Source organism: Enterobacter sp. HK-058-C-ECC (genome assembly GCF_047531125.1).
In the GTDB taxonomy this organism is placed as follows: Bacteria; Pseudomonadota; Gammaproteobacteria; order Enterobacterales; family Enterobacteriaceae; genus Enterobacter; species Enterobacter quasiroggenkampii.
The window spans coordinates 526830-546756 of record NZ_JBLKCH010000002.1 but is presented as its reverse complement, the minus strand read 5'-3'; the positions used below and the strand labels follow the sequence as shown (position 1 = coordinate 546756).

At 56.4% G+C, this 19927-nt stretch carries 16 protein-coding genes; 15 read left to right on the top strand and 1 reads right to left on the bottom strand.

Annotation, left to right across the window (positions count from 1 at the left end; translation table 11 throughout):
* Positions 1-14: 14 nt before the first annotated feature.
* On the bottom strand, positions 15-2303 hold the full coding sequence (locus ACMWJS_RS06670; protein ID WP_069719015.1) for an FdhF/YdeP family oxidoreductase: 2289 nt from the start codon (positions 2301-2303) through the stop codon (positions 15-17).
* Between the two features lie 1004 nt (positions 2304-3307).
* On the opposite strand from ACMWJS_RS06670, the gene ACMWJS_RS06665 reads away from it, so the two are divergent.
* From ACMWJS_RS06665 to ACMWJS_RS06595, 15 genes are all read left to right on the top strand, one after another.
* Positions 3308-3802 carry an SH3 domain-containing protein gene (locus tag ACMWJS_RS06665; protein WP_414746828.1) on the top strand — a complete coding sequence of 165 codons (495 nt, stop codon included), beginning with the start codon at positions 3308-3310 and terminating at the stop codon, positions 3800-3802.
* Between the two features lie 23 nt (positions 3803-3825).
* Entirely contained in the window at positions 3826-4329 is a 504-nt protein-coding gene (gene tssJ / locus ACMWJS_RS06660) for a type VI secretion system lipoprotein TssJ (RefSeq protein ID WP_023618341.1), read from the top strand.
* A 28-nt stretch (positions 4330-4357) separates the two neighbouring features.
* Positions 4358-5701, top strand: coding sequence for a type VI secretion system baseplate subunit TssK (gene tssK, locus ACMWJS_RS06655; RefSeq protein WP_029740099.1), 1344 nt, complete (start codon positions 4358-4360; stop codon positions 5699-5701).
* A 17-nt stretch (positions 5702-5718) separates the two neighbouring features.
* Positions 5719-6957 (top strand): DotU family type VI secretion system protein, encoded by a 1239-nt coding sequence (locus ACMWJS_RS06650; protein ID WP_045908263.1) that lies wholly within the window; start codon positions 5719-5721, stop codon positions 6955-6957.
* A gap of 3 nt (positions 6958-6960) precedes the next feature.
* Complete coding sequence (gene tssM, locus ACMWJS_RS06645) at positions 6961-10581, top strand: type VI secretion system membrane subunit TssM (protein ID WP_414746827.1); 3621 nt, start codon at positions 6961-6963, stop codon at positions 10579-10581.
* Positions 10582-10597: 16 nt separating this feature from the next.
* On the top strand, positions 10598-11314 hold the full coding sequence (gene tagF / locus ACMWJS_RS06640; RefSeq protein WP_045908265.1) for a type VI secretion system-associated protein TagF: 717 nt from the start codon (positions 10598-10600) through the stop codon (positions 11312-11314).
* An 11-nt stretch (positions 11315-11325) separates the two neighbouring features.
* Positions 11326-12342: a type VI secretion system protein TssA gene (gene tssA, locus ACMWJS_RS06635; protein WP_196351745.1), complete on the top strand. Its 1017-nt coding sequence runs from the start codon at positions 11326-11328 to the stop codon at positions 12340-12342.
* 75 nt (positions 12343-12417) lie between these two features.
* Positions 12418-12942: a type VI secretion system contractile sheath small subunit gene (tssB, locus tag ACMWJS_RS06630; RefSeq protein ID WP_104950960.1), complete on the top strand. Its 525-nt coding sequence runs from the start codon at positions 12418-12420 to the stop codon at positions 12940-12942.
* Between the two features lie 3 nt (positions 12943-12945).
* On the top strand, positions 12946-14445 hold the full coding sequence (gene tssC, locus ACMWJS_RS06625) for a type VI secretion system contractile sheath large subunit (protein ID WP_021240385.1): 1500 nt from the start codon (positions 12946-12948) through the stop codon (positions 14443-14445).
* A gap of 98 nt (positions 14446-14543) precedes the next feature.
* On the top strand, positions 14544-15209 hold the full coding sequence (locus ACMWJS_RS06620) for a hypothetical protein (protein ID WP_025913122.1): 666 nt from the start codon (positions 14544-14546) through the stop codon (positions 15207-15209).
* Between the two features lie 681 nt (positions 15210-15890).
* Positions 15891-16373: an Hcp family type VI secretion system effector gene (locus ACMWJS_RS06615; protein WP_008502640.1), complete on the top strand. Its 483-nt coding sequence runs from the start codon at positions 15891-15893 to the stop codon at positions 16371-16373.
* A gap of 58 nt (positions 16374-16431) precedes the next feature.
* Positions 16432-16923, top strand: coding sequence for a type VI secretion system amidase effector protein Tae4 (locus ACMWJS_RS06610; protein ID WP_032645536.1), 492 nt, complete (start codon positions 16432-16434; stop codon positions 16921-16923).
* Positions 16920-17273: a T6SS amidase immunity protein Tai4 family protein gene (locus tag ACMWJS_RS06605; RefSeq protein ID WP_045908268.1), complete on the top strand. Its 354-nt coding sequence runs from the start codon at positions 16920-16922 to the stop codon at positions 17271-17273. The genes ACMWJS_RS06610 and ACMWJS_RS06605 overlap by 4 nt, the downstream gene beginning before the upstream one ends.
* An 86-nt stretch (positions 17274-17359) precedes the next feature.
* A complete protein-coding gene (gene tagH / locus ACMWJS_RS06600; RefSeq protein WP_414746826.1) occupies positions 17360-19123 on the top strand; it encodes a type VI secretion system-associated FHA domain protein TagH in 1764 nt (587 codons plus the stop codon).
* Positions 19120-19917: a PP2C family protein-serine/threonine phosphatase gene (locus ACMWJS_RS06595; RefSeq protein WP_008502637.1), complete on the top strand. Its 798-nt coding sequence runs from the start codon at positions 19120-19122 to the stop codon at positions 19915-19917. Before tagH ends, ACMWJS_RS06595 begins: the two co-directional genes overlap by 4 nt.
* The last annotated feature ends 10 nt before the right edge of the window (positions 19918-19927 follow it).

Here is a 19927-nt window from a genome sequence, read left to right as displayed (position 1 = left end):
CTGCGCGAACAGCCTTACAGCATGCGGATCTCTTTTGAGCGCAGGGTGATGCGAACCGGAACGGATTTATACGACGGCGTACCGCTGTCCTTATCCAGATAATCAAGCGGTACCAGCACGTTGGCCTCCGGATAATAGGCCCCCACGGTCCCCGGCGCGATGTTGTACGCCACCACGGTAATGTCTTCCAGACGCTGTCCGTTGCCGGGCAGGGCGGTTTCGATATCCACGCGGTCGCCGTGCTCCAGCCCTGACTGCGCCATATCGTCTTCGTTCATAAACAGCACGTCGCGACGGCCAAACACGCCACGGTAGCGGTCATCCAGCGCGTAAATGGTGGTGTTGTACTGGTCGTGGCTGCGCAGCGTGATCAGGCGCAGAACGTGCTCACCTTCACCGCTGGCGTTCTCATGTACGCCGTCGAAGACCGAGAACATCGCTTTTCCCGTCGCCGTTGGCCAGAGACGTTGCGTTGGCGGCAGCGGCATACGGAAGCCGCCGGGAACGCGGATCCGCGCGTTGTAGTTCTCAAAGCCCGGAATGGTCTGCTCGATCAGATCGCGGATGCGGTCGTAATCCTCAACCAGCGTCATCCAGTCTACGCGGGTATCCGGCAGGGTGGCTTTCGCCATGCCCGCGACGATAGCGGGTTCTGACCGAAGCAACGGCGAGGCCGGTTTTAACTTGCCGGATGAGGCATGGACCATCGACATCGAGTCTTCGACGGTAATGGACTGGCGGCCGGTGGCCTGAATATCCAGCTCGGTACGGCCAAGACACGGGAAAATAAAGGTCTCTTTGCCCACCAGCAGATGGGTACGGTTCAGCTTGGTCCCGACGTGAACGCTCAAATCGAGGGAGCCCATGGCCGGAAAGCCGCGTTCATGATCGGGCATCGCCACCGCAAAATTACCGCCGAGGCAAATGAGCGCTTTTGCGCGGCCGTCGATCATCGCCTGCGTGGCCTGCACCGCGTCATGGCCGTGGTGAGACGGTGGCTCAAAGCCGAATACATCCTTCAGACTGTTCAGGAAGGCTGGCGTGGGTTTCTCGCTAATCCCGACGGTACGGTTCCCCTGCACGTTTGAGTGACCGCGCAGCGGGCATATTCCCGCGCCGGGCTTGCCGATATTCCCACGCATCAGCAGCACGTCAGCGATCAGGCGGACGTTAGCCGTCCCTTTATTGTGCTGGGTAATGCCCATCCCGTAGGTAATGATGGTGGCATTCGATTTCGCATAGGCCTCAGCCACCTGTTTGAGCGCCGCCTGGCTCAGACCCGACTCGCGCTCAATGTCGTCCCAGCGGGTTTGTGCGATATCGTCGGCAAAGTCCTCAAAGCCCTGGGTGTGTTCGGCAATAAACGCGCGATCGAGCACGTCCCCGCGTTCGGCCTCCATTTCCAGCAGGTGTTTGGCAATCCCTTTCAGCGCGGCGGCATCGCCTCCGGCCTTCACCTGGAAATAGGTCGAGGCGATATCCGTGGAGCTGTAGGTCGCCATTTCAATCACGCTCTGCGGATCCGCAAAACGTTCCAGGGCGCGCTCGCGCAGCGGGTTAAAGACGATAATCGGCACGTTGCGGCGGGCCAGCTCGTGGAGGGTCCCCATCATGCGCGGATGGTTAGTGCCGGGGTTATGGCCGATGGAGATCACCAGTTCAGTCTTATCAAAGTCATCCAGCGAGACGGTCCCTTTCCCAATCCCGATCGAACGGGGCAAACCGACGCTGGTGGCCTCGTGACACATATTCGAGCAGTCGGGGAAGTTGTTGGTGCCATATTCGCGAGCAAACAGCTGGAACAGATAAGCCGCTTCGTTAGAGGCGCGTCCGGAGGTATAGAACTCGACCTGGTCCGGTTCGAGCCCGCGCAATACTTCGCCGATGCGTTGAAACGCCGCGTCCCAGTCGACGGGGCGGAAGGTGTCGCTCGCCCGATCATAGCGCAGGGGGTGCGTGAGTCGACCGTAGCCTTCCAGCTCAAAGTCCGATTTTGCCAGCAGCGAGGAGACGCTGTTTTCGGCCAGAAACGCGGGGGTGACGCGTTTGCTGGTCGCTTCCCAGGTCACCGCTTTGGCGCCGTTCTCGCAGAACTGGAACGTCGATTTGTGTTCTTTATCAGGCCACGCGCAGCCCGGGCAGTCGAAGCCGTCAGGTTGGTTGGTGCGCAGCAGCGTCGCGGGGGCGTCAAGGGTATCCATTTGGGTGCGTACCGCAATGGCCGTTGCTTTCAATGCGCCCCAGCCGCCAGCAGGGCCGTCATAGTGTCTGATGCCTGGCACCGAGCGTCTTTTCTTGTTCATACCCACTCCTGATTTGTTCGATCACACAACGCCTGAGCTCAAAAAATCACTGACGAGAGCAATAGGTGAAAGCAATGACGACCGAATGGCAACGCACATACGGAACGGAAAAGTGCCTTAACGCAAACTCTTTTTATTACAGTAATTTATCTGGTCTGGTGTTTAAATATTTAAAGAAATTATAACGAATTTTTATCATTTTAATAATAAATCTTATCTATCGTCCGGTAGGCGAGATAGATGGCGGTGAGCAGGAAAGTATGTAGCGCCAGTAAAACTTCGAATGAAGCTGATGCGCTGGAGATATCGCCGCGATTCGCGGCTGGTGGGCTGCTCGAGGCATTTTTCAATTGAGAGAATGGCAGGAAGGTTTACTCACGCTTAATGAATAATAGATATAAGGTATACCTGACAGTGGAATTATTACGGCCGAAAATATACGCTTTTTTTGCGGCATGAAATTAACATCTTGCTGCATAAGTGAAATATTCTCACCCAGGCGATGAAGCGTCTTCAATATTAAAGATACCCTGTTAGTGCAACAAATAATTCATCAGAGATATATTCCTTTGACATCAAAAAAACGCGAATTCTACTAATTATGGTAGTGGCGATAATAGCGTGATTGCGTTAATGAAAGTGGTTCTCCTTTGTGTTTTTTAATATATAAAACATAAAGTTATGTCGTTTTGTGGTGAAGAAATAAGAAAGGGTGGGCCATAACGTTTTTTATCATAGGATTAATCCTATAATTTTCCGACTGCTTCATTTACCAACAGTTACGCGGCGGTAAATATTGAATTGATACGAAGCTCATGTAAACTTGTTTACCGTTTGTCAAAATATGTCAGGAAGACACTGGGCCTTATTCTGAAAGGCTCGTGCGGTAGCTATGCCCTTAAAGTAGTAACACCCCGAAAATATCCTGGCTATTTTAACAATAGCACTTAAGTCAAACTTCATCCCCTTATCTCCATCATCGAAATATCGCTACGGAAAAGCATATGAAAATGCGCGTACTGTTTTCACTTCTGTTTGTAATGGCGGTGGCGGGCTGTAAAGCACCGCAGAAACCTGTGATCAACGACGATACGATCGAGACCAGCCAGGTCAACGGCGTCACCTTAACCCACCGTCACGCTGTGACGGCGCCGACGGAGTTCAACCCGGTTAACGAGCCGTATCGTGCCATGTATCCGGCCTCCCTGATGAGCCGTCCTGACTTTGGCGGTAAAGTTATCCGCACTCTCGAGACCGGAAAAACTTACGTGGTGCTGGGGCAGGTTGAACACCACTGGATGGCGCTTGCCGATGAAGGTAACGAACAGCTGATTGGTTACGTTCCGATGCGCGCTGTTATCAAGGCCGACCAGTACGAAGCCACCGTGCGTAAACAGGCTATTCGTCCAAAGGCGCGTAAAAAAGCGACCTGTGTTGATGTCGACGGTAACAGCAAAGCCTGCAAAGACAGCGCTAACGGTACCTGGATCCTGAACTAAACGGCTTTCATGAGCGCATTTTTATGAATAATAAAAATTTTCATAAGCTGTGGTTACCCTTTTACGCGATGATTTTCGCGCTGGTCAGTGGTTGTACGTCGTCTTCACACAGCGACCCCTCCCGCTACAATCTGCAGTTTCAGGCTCATCCACAAATCAATGAATCTGCGCCGCTTAAGGTCCGGGTACTGTTGCTGAAATCCGATGCGGATTTCATGTCCAGCGACTTCTACTCCCTGCAGAACAACGCGTCAGCTACGCTTGGCGCGAATCTGCTGAACAGCGATGTGTTCTTCCTGATGCCGGGACAGCTGTCAAAAACCCTCAGCGGGCAAAGCTCGCCGGAGGCTCGCTACATCGGCGTGATGGCGGAGTATCAGGTGCTGGATGGCAAAAAATGGCGCGTTTCACTCCCTCTGCCCGTGCCTGGCGAAAATCATATCTACCAGTTCTGGAAATGGTCCGCAGATGAACTTCAGGCCAACGTTTTTCTCGACGTGAACGGCATTCGGGTCATCAGCCAGTAACGCGCTTCAAAACAGGAAACACATCATCATGACGAAAGCAGAAAAGGTCGTCTGGACCGAAGGCATGTTCCTGCGTCCACACCATTTTCAGCGGACTGAAAGCTATCTGCTCAACCATGTTCGTGAATGGGGCGCGCTGCAGCGATCGTATCTCTGGGGCTTTCTCGACGTAGAACTGGATGAAGCGATGCTTCGTCAGGGATGCATAGCCCTGAGCTACTGCAGTGGGCTGCTGCCGGACGGCACCTTTTTCCAGGTCCGTAACGGGCGCAACGGTCCTGTACCGTTGAAAATTCCTGACAATCTCACCAACGAAAAAGTGGTGCTCGCACTGCCGGTTCGTCGGGGTGAGAGAGAAGAGGTGATTTTCAGCGAAGAGCCAGCCTCGCTGGCGCGCTTTATCGCGTTTGAGCAAGAGGTGGAAGACGATAACGCCATGTCGGTGGGGGACGCTACCGTCCAGTTTGGCCGCCTGCGTCTGACCCTGATGCTCGAAAAAGACCTCACGGCAGAGTGGACCGCCATCGGCGTGGCGTTTGTGACCGAGAAGCGTAACGACAACCACGTGCGGCTCGACAACAGCTACATCCCGCCGATGCTGAATGCCAATAACAGCCCGCAGATCTACAGCATGATCAACGATCTGCACGGCTTGCTGGTGCAGCGCAGCCAGCAAATTGGCGGCCGTTTGCGCCAGCCCGGCCGCTTTAATACCTCCGAACTGATTGAGTTCACGCTGCTGTCGCTGGTTAACCGTCACCTTGGCGAGGTGTCTCATTTAAAAACCCTTCCGCTGCTGCACCCGGAAACGCTCTGGCGCAGCTGGCTGCCGTTCGCGACCGAACTTGCCACCTGGACATCGCAGCGGACCGCTGAAAGCGTGCTGCCGATTTACGATCATGACGATCTGGCAAACTGCTTCAGCAAGCTGATGCTGATGCTGCGTCAGGGGCTGTCGCTGGTGATGGAAGACCACGCGATCCAGCTGCCGCTTAACGAACGCTCTCACGGCCTCAACATCGCCACGGTGCCTGAAACCAGCATGGTGCGTGAGTTCGGCTTCGTGCTGGCGGTCAAAGCCAATGTGCCGGGCGAACACCTGCAAACCCATTTCCCTGCGCAGATGAAGGTCGCACCGGTGTCGAAAATCCGCGATCTGGTTCAGCTTCAGCTGCCGGGCATTATGCTGCGCGCCATGCCGGTCGCACCGCCGCAGATCCCGTGGCATGCCGGCTACAGCTACTTCGAGCTCGAGAAGGGCAGCGAGCTGTGGCACGAGATGGATAAGTCCGGCGCATTCGCCCTGCACCTTGCAGGGGAGTTCCCGGGGCTGGATATGGAGTTTTGGGCCATCCGTAGCCCGACAGAATAATAAAGCGAGCGCTTAATATGCAGGAACGACAGGATACCGGCAGCGATGCCGCGTTCACCGGGGCCAGTAGCAACAATCAGCTGGTGGCGGCCGCCAATCCGCTGCTCAATGCGATTCCGCAGATACGTCATTCGGTATCGCATGACGATCAGGTGGCGCTACGCCAGCGCCTGATCGATGAAATTCGCCGTTTCGAAGTCCGTTGCCAGCAGGCGGGGCTGCCCTACGAAGTGATCGTCGGGGCACGCTACTGCCTGTGTACGGCGCTCGATGAGGCTGCCGCGCTCACCCCCTGGGGCAGCAGCGGGGTCTGGTCAAGCAATGGCCTGCTGGTGACGTTCCATAACGAAACCTGGGGCGGCGAGAAGTTCTTCCAGCTGCTGGCGCGCCTGTCGCAAAACCCGCGCGAGCACATTCTGCTGCTGGAGATGATCAACTACTGTCTGCTGCTCGGTTTCGAAGGGCGCTATCGGGTGCTGGACAATGGCCGCACCCAGCTTGAGACCATCAAGCAGCGGCTGTGGCAGATGATCCGCGGCGTGCGCGGCAGCTATCCGCCGCCGCTTTCTCCTCATCCGGAAGATCGTCCGGTGCTGCGCAAGCTCTGGCGGCCCATGGTCCCCCTGTGGGCCTGCGTGGCGCTGGCCGGGTTTATCGCCTGCCTGTTTTATATCGTGCTTAACTGGCGTCTTGGCGACAGCACCAACCCGGTGCTGGCGAAGATTTACCAGTCCCAGCTGCCGGAAACCACTATTCAGCAGCCGGCGCGTCAGCTTCCGGCGGTGCTGAACCTGCGCGGCTTCCTGAAACCGGAAATCGAGGCTGGCCTCGTTGCGGTGAAAGACGAAGCGGATCGCAGCGTGGTTATCCTGAAAGGCGACGGGCTGTTTGCCTCTGCCTCGACCGTCGTGCGTGACCGCTATGAACCGGTCATCCACCGCATCGCGCAGGCGATGAATAACGTGAGCGGCAAAATTCTGGTGGTGGGCTACAGCGACAACGTGCCGATCCGCAGCGCGCGCTTTGCCTCTAACTATGAACTCTCTCTGGAACGCGCCCGCTCGGTACAGAAAATGCTGCAGGGAAGCCTCTCTCAGCCTGGCCGCGTGAAAGCGGAAGGGCGGGGCGAGATTAACCCGGTGGCGCCGAACACGACGCCTGAAAACCGCGCCCGTAACCGCCGTGTGGAAATTACTCTGCTGGTGTCGCCTGAAAATACCCAGGCCGAGCTGAACGGATTGCCGCAAGGAAACTAAGGAATGCTGACGACTCTTCTTTCCATACTGACTAACCGCATTCTGTGGAGCTTCCTCGGCGTCACGGCGCTGGCGGCGGTGATCTGGATGATTGGACCGCTGTTGTCCATCGTGGACACCCGACCGCTTGAATCTGAACAGAACCGCATCATCAGCATCGCGGTGGTCTACCTGCTCTGGGCGCAGGGCCATATTCTGCCGCGCCTGTACAACGCCTGGCTGAACCGCAAGCTGATGGATAAGCTCAAAGAGAATACCGCCAGCCCGGAAGCGGCGGATCCGCAGAAGCGACTGAACAGCGAGGAGCAGATCCTCGCCAGCCGTTTTGATGAAGCCGCGCAGATGCTGAAAAAAGCGCACTTCAGCAAGGCGGGACAGGGCGCCCAGTGGACGCAGCGCTTCAGCACGCAGTACCTCTATCAGCTGCCGTGGTACGTCATTATCGGCGCGCCGGGATCCGGTAAAACCACGGCGCTGGTCAACTCCGGGCTGCAGTTCCCGCTGGCCGACCGTTTCGGTAAGACCGCCCTGCGGGGTATTGGCGGCACGCGTAACTGCGACTGGTGGTTCACCAACGAGGCCGTGCTGCTGGACACCGCGGGTCGCTATACCACCCAGGAGAGCGAGCAGGTGCAGGATGCCGGGGAATGGCTGCAGTTTATGGGGTTACTGCGTAAGTATCGCCGCCGCCAGCCGATCAACGGCGTGATCGTTACCATCAGCATTTCTGACCTGCTTACCCAGTCTGCCGAGGCGTCCCGCCAGCAGGCGGTAAACCTGCGTCAGCGTCTGTCCGAGCTGCATGAACAGCTGGGTATCCGCTTCCCGGTCTACGTGATGGTGACCAAGGCCGACCTGCTTAAAGGTTTCCGCGCCTGGTTTGCCGACTACGATAAAGCGCAGCGCGACCAGATCTGGGGCTTTACGCTGCCGTGGGAACAAACCAAACACGCCGATTACGACCTGATGGGCAACTTCCAGCAGGAGTTTTCGCTGCTGCAGCAGCGCCTCGACGCCGGGCTGCCGGAAACCATGCTCAAAGAGCATGACGCGAAAACCCGCGCAGAAGCGTATCTCTTCCCGCAGGAGTTCGCCGCGCTGCGTCCGCTGCTGGCGGATTATCTGAGCACGGTCTTCGCCCGCTCCAACTTCGAAACCGAATTCTCCCCGCGCGGGATCTACTTCGCCAGCGGGACGCAGGAAGGCATGCCGTTCGACCGCGTGATGGGCGAACTGAACCGCGCCCTGTCGCTGCCGGAAGGGGCAGAGAGCGATAACTGGGATTCGGTCAGCAAAGAAGCGCCAATCCCGGGCGCAAAAGGCCAGAGTTTCTTCATCAAGAACCTGCTGCAAAACGTCATCTTCCAGGAAGCTGGGATCGCCGGGGAAAACCGCTGGTGGGAGCTGCGCAACCGGGCGGTGATCTGGTCAGGCTATGCGGCGCTGCTGGCTCTGCTCGCGATCCTGGGCGGGCTGTGGTTCACCAGCTATGCCAAAAACAAGGCCTATCTGGAAGAAGTGGATGCGAAGGTTCCGCTGCTCGACCAGCAGAGCAAAGCCCTACAGAACCAGACTCAGCGTGACCTGTTCGAACTGCTGCCGCTGCTGAATAGCCTGGTGGATCTGCCGAAAAGCGACGCCTTTGATGTCAACGATCCGCCGATCTCCCGCCGCATGGGGCTTTATCGCGGGGATGACGTTAGCGACGCCTCCCAGTCCCTGTACCAGAAAGCGCTGGATCAGATGCTGCTGCCTGCCGTCGCCATGCACATCACCACCTGGCTGCGCAACGACAACGGCAGCGATGTGGAATACAGCTATGAAGCGCTGAAAGCCTATCAGATGCTGTATCAGCCGAAACACTATGACGGCAAATTCCTGCATTCATGGGTGATGCTCAACCTGCAGCGTAACCTGCCGCAGAACGTCACGAAGGCGCAGCTGCAGCAGCTTGAATGGCATCTGACGCAGCTTCTGGAACCGAAAATTCAGGCCTCGCCGTACGCGCAGGACGAATCCCTGGTCGCACGCCAAAGAGCGATGATCAACCAGCAGCCGCTTTCCACGCGCGTCTATGGCCGCCTCAAGCGCCTGCTGGAACATGATGACAACCTGAAGCCGGTCTCCCTTTCCGACCTCGGCGGACCGCAGAGCGAGCTGGTGTTTTCGCGCAAAAGCGGCAAGCCGGTGAGCGAGGGCGTACCGGGTCTCTATACGCCGGACGGCTACTGGAAAAGCTTTAACGGCCAGATTGACAGCGTCACCACGGCGCTGCACGAGGACGACGCCTGGGTGCTGGGGGCCGCCACCGCGCAGGAGGATAAGCAGCAGATCGATAACGCCGTGCGCCAGCTCTATATGCGCGACTTTATCGCCAACTGGGATCGCTTCCTCGCCGACATCCAGCTCAATAACAGCGCCGACCTTTCCCAGCGCATCAACACCGCGCGCCTGCTCTCCGGCGCCAACTCGCCGCTGCGCCGTCTGGTGCAGAACCTGAGCCAGGTCCTGACGCTGTCACGCAATGCGCCAGCGCCGGAAGATGCGGGTAAAGCGCAGGATCAAAGCAACCGCGCCACCCGTACGCTGGAAGCCCTGTTCAGCAACAACGACGCTGCACCGACGCAGGCCGCGGTGGTTACGCAGGCACCGGAACAACTGGTGACCGACCACTATGCGCCGATGATTGAGCTGGCGCAGCCGCTGGAGAAGGGCGGAAAGACCATCGTGTTTGATGATTTTCTCAAGCAGGTGGATGAACTCTATCGCTACCTGACCGCCGTTCAGGATGCGGCCAACAGCGGCATGCCTGCGCCGGGCGGGGAGGCGATCAGCCGTCTGCAGGCCAGCGCCGGTCGTCTGCCGGGCGGGCTGCAAACCATGTTCAGCAACATGGCGGTGGGCGCCAGCAGCGATACCCAGCGTCGTGACCTGGAAAACGTTCGTAAGCGCATTAACGTTGAAGTGGGTGGTTTCTGCCGTCAGGCAATTGCCGGTCGCTACCCGCTGGTGCGCAGCGCCAGCACCGAGGTGACGCCGGACGATCTCGCGCGCATGTTTGCGCCGGGAACCGGGCTGATGGACGCCTTCTTCCGCGACAATCTGACCAACAAGGTGGATACCACCCAGGCCAACTGGCGCTTTATGCCGGGGATTGACGGAAAAACGCTGCCGGGAAGTGAAGGGCTGCTGAGACCGTTCCAGCAGGCCCAGTCGATTCGCGACGCCTTCTTTGCTAACGGCGCAACCACGCCGTCTTTCAAGGTGACGGTTCGCACCGTGCGAATGGATAACACCATTCTGAATCTGACCCTGGACGTTGACGGTCAGCTGCTGCGCTACAGCCACGGCCCGCAGGCCGTGCAGATCATGAACTGGCCGGGGCCGGGCGGCACCAACCAGGTCCGTATGCAGCTGGGGCTGGCGAACGGCAGTACGGCGACGCTGGTCACCAACGGCGCCTGGGCGCTGAACCGCTTTTTCGATAAAGCGAGCACCAGTCCGGGCTCGGGTAGCCTGAGCCGCCAGGCCACCTTCAACGTCGACGGACATCAGGTCACGCTGGAGTTTGCGCCGAACAGCATTCGTAACCCGTTCCAGCTTCCTCGTTTCTCATGCCCATAACCGCAAGGACAGCCGTATGACGAATACCCCTGCGATGAACCGCTACAGCTGGTATGGCAAGTTACCCAGCGCCGGAGATTTTTTGCAGCGTCGCTTTCCTGACACCTTACAGCGCCAGTGGTCGCACTGGTTCCAGGTCGGTCTGCTGGCCTGGCAGCAGGAAGAGCAGCGCAGCGGCGAGCGCCCGTTTCAGAAAGCGCCAGTCTGGAATTTTGTGGTACCACCCATGCTGGGCAGCCAGATGATCCAGATGGGCTGTCTGCTGCCCGGCCGCGACAGCGTTGGCCGACAATATCCGGTTTGCCTTCAGCTGAGCTTCGCGCCGTCCGAATGGTCGACCAGCCTGCTGAGCCAGGCCGAAAGCTGGTATCAGCAGATTGGGCGCCTGGGGCTGCACGCGGTGCGCAACAGTTTTTCCGCCTCGCAGCTGGATGAGATGTTGATGACCATTCCGGCGCCGCAGCCGGTCGAGCCGCAAAAGCGCTCCGACATCCTGGATGTGATTGGCTATGACGAGGACGGTCAGAGCACGCTGGGCTGGCCGCAGGCGGCAGAGTGTTTTGATCCTCTGCGTCAGACCAGCTACTGGTGGACCAACCGCTGCGATGGTTACCCGCTGTACACCCACGTTCACAGCGGTAACTTCACCGGGCAGCTTTTCACCCTGCTGTTCGATCCGGCAGGGGGGGCCCGTCCGGGCCGTCACGGTCTCTATCCGCCTATGTTTGAATAAGCAGGGATCACATGAATATCGAAGAATTTCTCGCGCCGATAAGCGCCGACAAGCCCTGCGGCGAAAACCTGGAGTACGACGCTGACTTCCAGGCGATGAACCAGGCAAGCCTCGGAAAAGCGGAACAGCAGTTTGGCGACACCATCATCCCGGCGGAGCCTGCTGACTGGAACACGGTCGAAAAATACGCCACCAGCCTGCTGACCCGCACCAAAGATCTTCGCGTCCTGCTGGCGTTAACCCATGCCTGGACCCGCCGTCGCGGGCTGGCGGGCTACGCGGACGGATTACTGCTGGTGCAGGAGGCGATCGCCCGTTACTGGGAGCCGCTCTATCCGCTGCTGGAAGAGTATGGCGAAACCGATCCGTTCTACCGCATTAATGCCCTGGCAGGGCTGAGCGATAAGTCTGACCTCACTGTCGCCGTGCGTAACGCCTCGCTGCTGCGTTCAAACGGTGATGAAATTTCGCTTAGGGATGCCCAGGCCCTGCTGGACGGCAGTAAGACGGAGTGTCCCGACTATCCCGGCGGCCGTCCACGGCTGATTGACGAGCTTTCCCGCGGCGACCAGCCGGGAACCGCAGCGGTTATCGTCATCAACGAACGGCTGCTGGCGATTCGCGAGCTGCTCACCGGGCATCTCGGTGAAAGCGGCGTGCCCGAGATGGAGCAACTGCTGAAAACAGTGGGGCTGGTGGCCAGCGCCTGTCAGGTGACCGACATCAGCAAGCTGCTGCCGAACCGTGAGGCGCAGGCGGACCCACAGGCGGAGCCGCCATCAGCGGCAACGCAGCCCGTTCAGCCGGTCACCGACTGGCGCAGCGTGCAGGTCACCAGCCGCGCCGACGCCCAGCTGATGCTGGAAAAAGCGAAGCAGTATTTTGCACAGTACGAACCGAGCCACCCCGCGCCGCTGATGATTGAACGGGTGCAGCGGCTGTCAGAACTTAACTTTATGGACATTATTCGCGACCTGGCGCCAGACGGCGTTAACCAACTGGAAAACATCTTTGGGCGCCGCGAATAGCGCGTCCAGGCATTATGACGTCAGGCATGGAGCCTGTCGTTTCACCTTCACCGCGCATCTTTGATGGAGAACATCATGGCAATGAGTAACAGTGGGCAGAAATTCATCGCACGTAACCGTGCCCCCCGCGTGCAGATCGAGTATGACGTAGAGATCTACGGTGCAGAACGTAAAATTCAGCTGCCGTTTGTGATGGGCGTTATGGCCGATCTGGTCGGCAAACCGGTGGAAAACCTGCCGGCCGTCGACGAGCGTAAATTCCTGGAAATCGACATCGACAACTTTGACGAACGCATGAAGGCGCTGAAGCCGCGTGTGGCGTTCCAGGTGGATAATACTCTGACGGGCGAAGGTAAGCTTAACGTGGATCTGACCTTCGACAGCATGGACGACTTCCTGCCGGACGCGGTGGCCCGCAAGGTTGAGCCGCTGAACAAGCTGCTGGAAGCGCGTACCCAGCTCTCCAACCTGCTGACCTATATGGACGGTAAAAACGGTGCGGAAGAGCTGATCGCAAAAATTCTGCAGGATCCGACGCTGCTCAAATCCCTGAGCCAGTTGCCGAAAAATGACGAAAATGCGAAAGGTAGCGAGGAATAATCGATGAGCAACCAGACTCAACAACACGAGCAGCAGGCGGGTCAGGCGTTCAGCCAGGATGAATTCAGTGCGCTGCTGAACAAAGAGTTCCGCCCGAAAACCGACCAGGCCCGCTCCGCGGTAGAAAGCGCGGTCAAAACCCTGGCGCAGCAGGCGCTGGAAAATACCGTCACCTTCTCGAACGATACCTACCGCACCATTCAGAACCTGATTGCCGGTATCGACGAACAGCTGTCGCAGCAGGTGAACCAGATCATTCACCACGAAGAGTTTCAGAAGCTCGAGAGCGCCTGGCGCGGTCTGAGCTACCTGGTGAACAACACTGAAACCGACGAGATGCTGAAGATCCGCTTTATGAGCATCTCCAAGCAGGAGCTTGGCCGCACCCTGAAACGCTACAAGGGCGTGGGCTGGGACCAGAGCCCGATCTTCAAGAAGATCTACGAGCAGGAGTACGGTCAGTTCGGCGGCGAGCCGTTTGGCTGCATCGTCGGCGACTACTACTTCGACCACAGCCCGCAGGATGTTGAACTGCTGGGGGAAATGGCGCGCATCGGTTCTGCGGCGCACTGTCCGTTCATTACCGGTACCGCACCGGGCGTGATGCAGATGGAGTCCTGGCAGGAGCTGGCCAACCCGCGCGACCTGACCAAGATCTTCCAGAACACCGAATACGCCGCCTGGCGTTCGCTGCGTGAATCGGAAGATGCCCGCTATCTGGGCCTGGTGATGCCGCGCTTCCTGTCGCGCCTGCCGTACGGTATTCGCACCAACCCGGTGGACAGCTTTGACTTTGAAGAGCAGACCGACGGCGCGAACCACAACAGCTACTCCTGGGCGAACGCGGCCTATGCGATGGCCGCCAACATCAACCGCTCCTTCAAAGAGTACGGCTGGTGCACCTCGATTCGCGGCGTGGAGTCCGGCGGGGCGGTGGAAAACCTGCCGTGCCACACCTTCCCGAGCGATGACGGCGGCGTGGATATGAAATGCCCAACCGAGATCGCCATCAGCGATCGTCGTGAAGCCGAGCTGGCGAAAAACGGCTTTATGCCGCTGGTTCACCGCAAAAACTCCGACTTTGCCGCCTTCATCGGCGCGCAGTCCCTGCAGAAACCGGCGGAGTACCACGACCCGGATGCGACCGCTAACGCGCGTCTGGCATCACGTCTGCCGTACCTGTTCGCCTGCTGCCGTTTTGCTCACTACCTGAAGTGCATCGTGCGCGACAAAATCGGCTCCTTCCGCGAGCGCGAAGAGATGGAGCGCTGGCTGAACGACTGGGTCATGAACTACGTCGACGGTGACCCGGCGAACTCCTCCCAGGAGACCAAGTCCCGTAAACCGCTGGCCGCTGCGGAAGTGCAGGTGCAGGAGATTGAGGACAACCCAGGCTACTATGCCGCGAAGTTCTTCCTGCGTCCTCACTACCAGCTGGAAGGTCTGACCGTCTCTCTGCGTCTGGTATCTAAGCTGCCGTCGCTGAAGACGAAAGACGCGTGATGAAGAGTGCCGGCCCTGGAGGGCCGGCAAAGTAAACTACATTGGCAAAATTCATCTAGAAAGCCATCGACATTCATGAACCTCAGGAGGAATCAACTTTGGGAACGAGTTCACCAAAAGAAATTGCAGATGGCATGCTGAAAATTTTTGATACGCGTAAACAAAGTGGCCCAGAAATTTTCGCTCGCAGCGCGGTCGATGGTTTTATGTCAATTCCAGAAGACTTATGGATGTTAACAAAAGATTTTCTGGATACAGACCATCGGTGGCGAAATGAAACAGATAAAATTAGATTGTTAACTTTAATAAAAAAAGGGCTTACATCAGAAGATGTGCGTCGGTTAATCAATACAGTGGTCAAACGATATCTGTCTGGTTTATCTGAAGAACAATCTAAGGAACTCCTCCTAAAAGTCGGTGGGTCGCAAGTAGGTGGTATAGCCTTTAAAATGGTTTTCGTAAATGAATTAATTACGCTATTCGTTTCAAAAATTGTGCCGCGATTTCTTGTTTCTGCAGGGCTTACTGGTGTATTAAGTGTGGGGGCTTCAATTTCTCGCTCAGTTTATGCCTCATACGATCTATTAAAATTAAACAAAAATGTTTACTATGAGTTGCGTGGTGCGGGCGATTTAGATTTGTTATATTTTCTCGTTGAAGATAATGTTAAGCCATTTATTGAAGCTATAAATTTCCAACAGAGTCATGGTGCCATAGATAAAGAGATTTTTAGTCAGTTTTTAGCAGGAGCTACTCGTGTTTGAAAGAGCATCAAAGTACGTTATAGTCTATCTCATGCTTATTGTTTCGTTTATGCTTTTTTTCTCAACTCTTGGCTATTATATTTTTGTTTTTGATTGGTCGGTAACCATCTTGGAAATAACGATAAATGCCGCTCTATTAATCATTCTCTTAGTTGCATCTATCGCTATTTACTATTTTGCGGAAAAATTAAAATCAAGGCTTTGATTTGCGCAAAAATCTTAGCGAGAAGTAAAATGCTAAAAGTATGACCAGCAGGAAAAGTAATTTTCCAAAAAGTAAACCTGCAGAAGTTGTAGTGACTTTTTCTAATGAAAATACATACCAGGCGGACTGAAAAAGATCTACAGTTGTGAAAATTGCGATAATTAAAAATACAATGGTAAGTATTAATAACAATATTTTCTTCATGTTATGTTGCCTTTGATGAATGATAGACGATTGAAAATATTCTAGATGATACAGTGAATGATTGTCTAGCGCTTAGTTACCATGAAGTGTAACTAACAAAATTTAGGGTGGTTGCAATTGCAGGCACTCTGAAGAGTCTGTACGAAGTACGAATTCGTCAGGCTAGAGGCAGAGGTAAAATATGGACGGTTTTATTCAGCCCCATGCTTTCCTGTTTGCCATATAAGTGCTTTTTCGAAAGCAATATTGTTCATCCACGAAGAGTAGATATTATGGCTATTGATATGTTTCTGAAGGTCGAGGGTGTTACGGGCGAATCTAAAGATTCTAACCACACCGGCTGGACTGATATTACCTCCTTCTCCTGGGGCGCTTCCCAGCCAGGTAATATGAGCGTTGGCGGTGGCGGCGGTGCCGGTAAAGTTAACTTTAACGACCTGCACGTTAACGCGCTGATCGACAAATCCACCACCGCTATCCTGAAACACTGCGCCAGCGGTAAACACCTGACCAAAGTTGAGCTGTCCGTCTGTAAAGCGGGCGGCCAGCAGGTGGAATACTCCCGCATCACGCTGGAAGATGTGCTGGTGACCTCTGTTCAGTACACCGGTGCTGACAACGGCGACACCGTTGGTGTGACCTACGCATTCCAGGCTGCGAAAGTGAAACAGCAGTACTGGGAGCAGACCACGTCGGGTGGTAAAGGTGCTGAAAGCAGCGCTGGCTGGAACATCAAAGAGAACAAAGAAGCGTAATAATAGTGGGCCCGAAAGGGCTCACTTTATCCGGAGCTTCTTATCAAGGAGAAACAAGATGTCTCAAATGCGTCCTGCTTTTGGTGCCGCCTGGAACAGATTCAGAGAAGTGAACGTAAGCGTAGAACAGGTTGGCAAATTGTTGGGTGGAAAAGTTCAGCATAATATCGACGCCGGTATTTTTAAAAATGCCTGCCCAATTCGTATGAGCTACGTTTTAAATTACTGTGGCATTCCGATTCCTTCTAACAGTAAATATGCGACAGTGACCGGAAACGACAAAAAGCGCTATATGTTCCGCGTTAAAGATATGATTGCATTTCTACCCACGGTACTGGGCAATGCCGATATGTCTGTCTCTTCTCCCACTCCTGCGCAATTTGCAGGCAAACAGGGCATTATCATCTTCACCGGGCACGGCTGGAGCGACGCTACCGGGCATGTCACACTCTGGAATGGAAATATTTGCTCTGATGATTGCCATTTTCTGGGCTCACCGGGTAATGGTTCATTTATTCCGACCAACGCAACATTCTGGAGCCTGAAATGAAACGTTTGTTACTGCTGATCCTGGCTATAAATGCCCCTGCTGTTTATGCCCAAACCCTGCCTGATGTTAGCGCTTTTTCTCAGCAACAAATCTTTGAAAACTGGGTGCAAAATCGATGCATCAGTAAGATTGCGGACAGTAAAAGTCTTAAAGATGATGCAGAGGCCAGTGCGGCCGCATGGCTGGAAGCAAGCAATCTCCCTGCTGAGAATTTTGAGAAAGCTGACAAGGTGATTGTATCTCTACTGAAAGAGAAAGTAGGCGGAACCGAACCGGGTCAATATCAGGTTTTAAAGTGCAGCTTAATCGCCAACAGCGACGCGATTCGTCCGCTCAAAACCGCAAAATAGAACCAATGGAATCGCCCCCAAACGCCGCCGTTCTCGCTCCGAGAGCGGCAGCGTTTGAGCGCTAATCATACCAGCAGGAATACGCCATGCGATTCACGATTATTTCTACGAAACCCGGTCATCAGCCGCCGCAAAGCAGCTGTGATTTTTACGCCCCGGGCGGCACCATTGGGCGCGGTACGGATAACAATCTGGTGTTGCCGGACAATGACCGCACCATCTCTCGTCTGCAGGCCATTGTTCACGTTGACGCTCAGGGCGAATGCCGCGTCACTAACCGCGGCAGCGTTACCCGCGTGGTATTAAATGACATTCCGCTGGAGCGGGGACGTCAGGTTGAGCTGCAGGATGGCGATATTCTCGGTATTGATGACTACCGTATCGAAGTGACCGAACTGATCCACGATACGCAGCCCGTAAGCCGCATGGCGGCCAGCCTGCACCAGCAGGCGCGTCCGACGGTCGCCCCTGCGCCTGCGCAGCAGCCGAAACCGGCGAGCGCCGCACCGCGTGGGAAAGCCGAACCGACCGCCGTGCCAACGGAGATCTGGGATAGCCTGATGCAGGAGTTCTCCATCTCCGACAGCATCTCCAGTAACCGCACAAAACCGCAGCCTGCTGCATCGCACGATCCGTTCTCCCAGCCTGCGGCTCCAGAGCGTAACGCCGAAGATCCGCTGGCGATGTTCAACGACAGCGATCCGACGCTCGAGCGTAAGCATGTCGATCCGGATACGCTGTTCAGTGACGAAGCGTTGTTCAAAAAAGAGAGTATTTTTGACGACGTCACCCCGTCAACCCTAGTGCCGCCGGGCGAGACGAGCCCCGTTAAGCCAGAAGAAGAGGCAACGGATGAGCTCGATCCGCTGGCCCTGTTTGGCGGTAAAGCCAGCGCGCCAGCCGCGCGCAATGACGACCCGCTCGGGCTGATGGGCGGTGCGCCGTTAACCCATCCGGATGACATTATCAGCGAGAAGCCTGCCCCCGTGCCGGAACCTGAGCAGGAAGAGGACGTCCTGGCCGATTCCCCGCTGTTCGCCCCTGAGCCGCAGGAAGAACCGCGTGCTGAAGAAGAACCCGCGCGACCGGATTACGCAGGCTTCACCATGCCTACGCCGCAGGCCGTTGCGCGCAGCAGCGCGCCGGCCCCGAAGGGCCGCCTGCGCATCGACCCGGTCAATAACGCTGCCGCCCCAACCGCCACGGCAAACAGCGGTGAGAAGGGTGAAGTGCTGCAGGGCGAGCTGCTGGAGGCGCTGCTGGAGGGGATGGGGCTCAGCGAAATGCAGCCCGTTCCGCAGTTTGACCGTGAAAATATGCGTCAGCTGGGGCAGATCCTCGGTATGTTCTCTCAGGGGACCGTGGCGCTTCTCTCCTCGCGCTCTATCCTCAAGCGCGGCGTAAAAGCCGACATGACCATGGTGCTGGACGATGCCAACAACCCGTTCAAGCTGTTGCCGACCGGCAAAACCGTATTAATCCAAATGTTCGGCACCCCGATGCCGGGCTTTATGCCACCAACCAAATCCGTGCGCGATGCGCTGATCGATCTGCAGGCGCACCAGCTGGGTATGATCTCCGGCATCCGCGCCATCATTGCCGCGATGCTGCAGTCCTTTAACCCGGAGCAGCTGGAAGAGCAGGCGAAGCAGAACGGCATGACCTCGCGTCTGGCGCTGCCGGGCAGCCGCAAAGCCGCCCTGTGGGACTACTTTGTTCGCAGCTATGGCGAGACGGCGGGCGAGATTGAGGACGACTTCCACACCCTGTTCGGCGAGGCCTTCCTTCATGCCTATGACATGGAGGTCAATCAGTACAAAGACTCACAGAGCGGATCGGAAGACAAATGAATATCGCAACGGCTTCTCTCTCCCGCCAGGGGACGCGCGCCAGCAACCAGGATCAGACGGGAGAAACCATAGGGGAACGTTCAGCCTGCTTTGTCGTCTGCGACGGCATCGCGGGGCTGCCGGGCGGCGAGGTGGCCGCAGCGCTGGCCCGCAACAGCATTATCTCCCGCTTCGATGGCGACAAACATCTTAATGCGCAGCACATCCGCGACTACGTGCAGACGGCGAATCGCACCATTCTCAGCGAACAGCAGGCCGTTCAGGACTATCGCCGGATGGGCACGACGCTGGTCAGCCTGTTCATTGACCGTGATTACGGGCTCGCCTACTGGGCGCATGCCGGAGACAGCCGCCTGTACCTGTTCCGCCGCGGATGGCTGTGGCATGTGACCACTGACCACAGCCTGGTGCAGCAGATGAAAGATGCCGGGCACCAGACCGACAACCTGAACAGTAATCTGCTCTATCTGGCGCTCGGGATTGAAAACGGCGGGCCGGAAGCGAGCTACAGCGACGTGGTGCAGGTTGAAGACGGCGATGCATTCTTACTCTGCACCGACGGATTCTGGCACGGCGTCAGCGAAGAGCAAATGAAGCAGTCGCTGCACATGGTGAATACGCCGCAGGAGTGGCTGACCTTAATGAACCAAATCATTCAAAAGAATGGCGAGCAGGAGGGGAATGCTCAGGATAACTATACTGCCCTGGCGGTATGGATGGGCAACCCTCAGGACACCACTTTGCTGCACACCCTCTCTGACGCAGCACAATTTCTTCCCTGCGGAACTGATTAGACACACAAGG

Coding starts and splice junctions, on each gene's coding strand:
- ACMWJS_RS06670 (WP_069719015.1), bottom strand. CDS start 2,303: ATGAACAAGAAAAGACGCTCGGTGCCAGGCATCAGACACTATGACGGC.
- ACMWJS_RS06665 (WP_414746828.1), top strand. CDS start 3,308: ATGAAAATGCGCGTACTGTTTTCACTTCTGTTTGTAATGGCGGTGGCG.
- tssJ (WP_023618341.1), top strand. CDS start 3,826: ATGAATAATAAAAATTTTCATAAGCTGTGGTTACCCTTTTACGCGATG.
- tssK (WP_029740099.1), top strand. CDS start 4,358: ATGACGAAAGCAGAAAAGGTCGTCTGGACCGAAGGCATGTTCCTGCGT.
- ACMWJS_RS06650 (WP_045908263.1), top strand. CDS start 5,719: ATGCAGGAACGACAGGATACCGGCAGCGATGCCGCGTTCACCGGGGCC.
- tssM (WP_414746827.1), top strand. CDS start 6,961: ATGCTGACGACTCTTCTTTCCATACTGACTAACCGCATTCTGTGGAGC.
- tagF (WP_045908265.1), top strand. CDS start 10,598: ATGACGAATACCCCTGCGATGAACCGCTACAGCTGGTATGGCAAGTTA.
- tssA (WP_196351745.1), top strand. CDS start 11,326: ATGAATATCGAAGAATTTCTCGCGCCGATAAGCGCCGACAAGCCCTGC.
- tssB (WP_104950960.1), top strand. CDS start 12,418: ATGGCAATGAGTAACAGTGGGCAGAAATTCATCGCACGTAACCGTGCC.
- tssC (WP_021240385.1), top strand. CDS start 12,946: ATGAGCAACCAGACTCAACAACACGAGCAGCAGGCGGGTCAGGCGTTC.
- ACMWJS_RS06615 (WP_008502640.1), top strand. CDS start 15,891: ATGGCTATTGATATGTTTCTGAAGGTCGAGGGTGTTACGGGCGAATCT.
- ACMWJS_RS06610 (WP_032645536.1), top strand. CDS start 16,432: ATGTCTCAAATGCGTCCTGCTTTTGGTGCCGCCTGGAACAGATTCAGA.
- ACMWJS_RS06605 (WP_045908268.1), top strand. CDS start 16,920: ATGAAACGTTTGTTACTGCTGATCCTGGCTATAAATGCCCCTGCTGTT.
- tagH (WP_414746826.1), top strand. CDS start 17,360: ATGCGATTCACGATTATTTCTACGAAACCCGGTCATCAGCCGCCGCAA.
- ACMWJS_RS06595 (WP_008502637.1), top strand. CDS start 19,120: ATGAATATCGCAACGGCTTCTCTCTCCCGCCAGGGGACGCGCGCCAGC.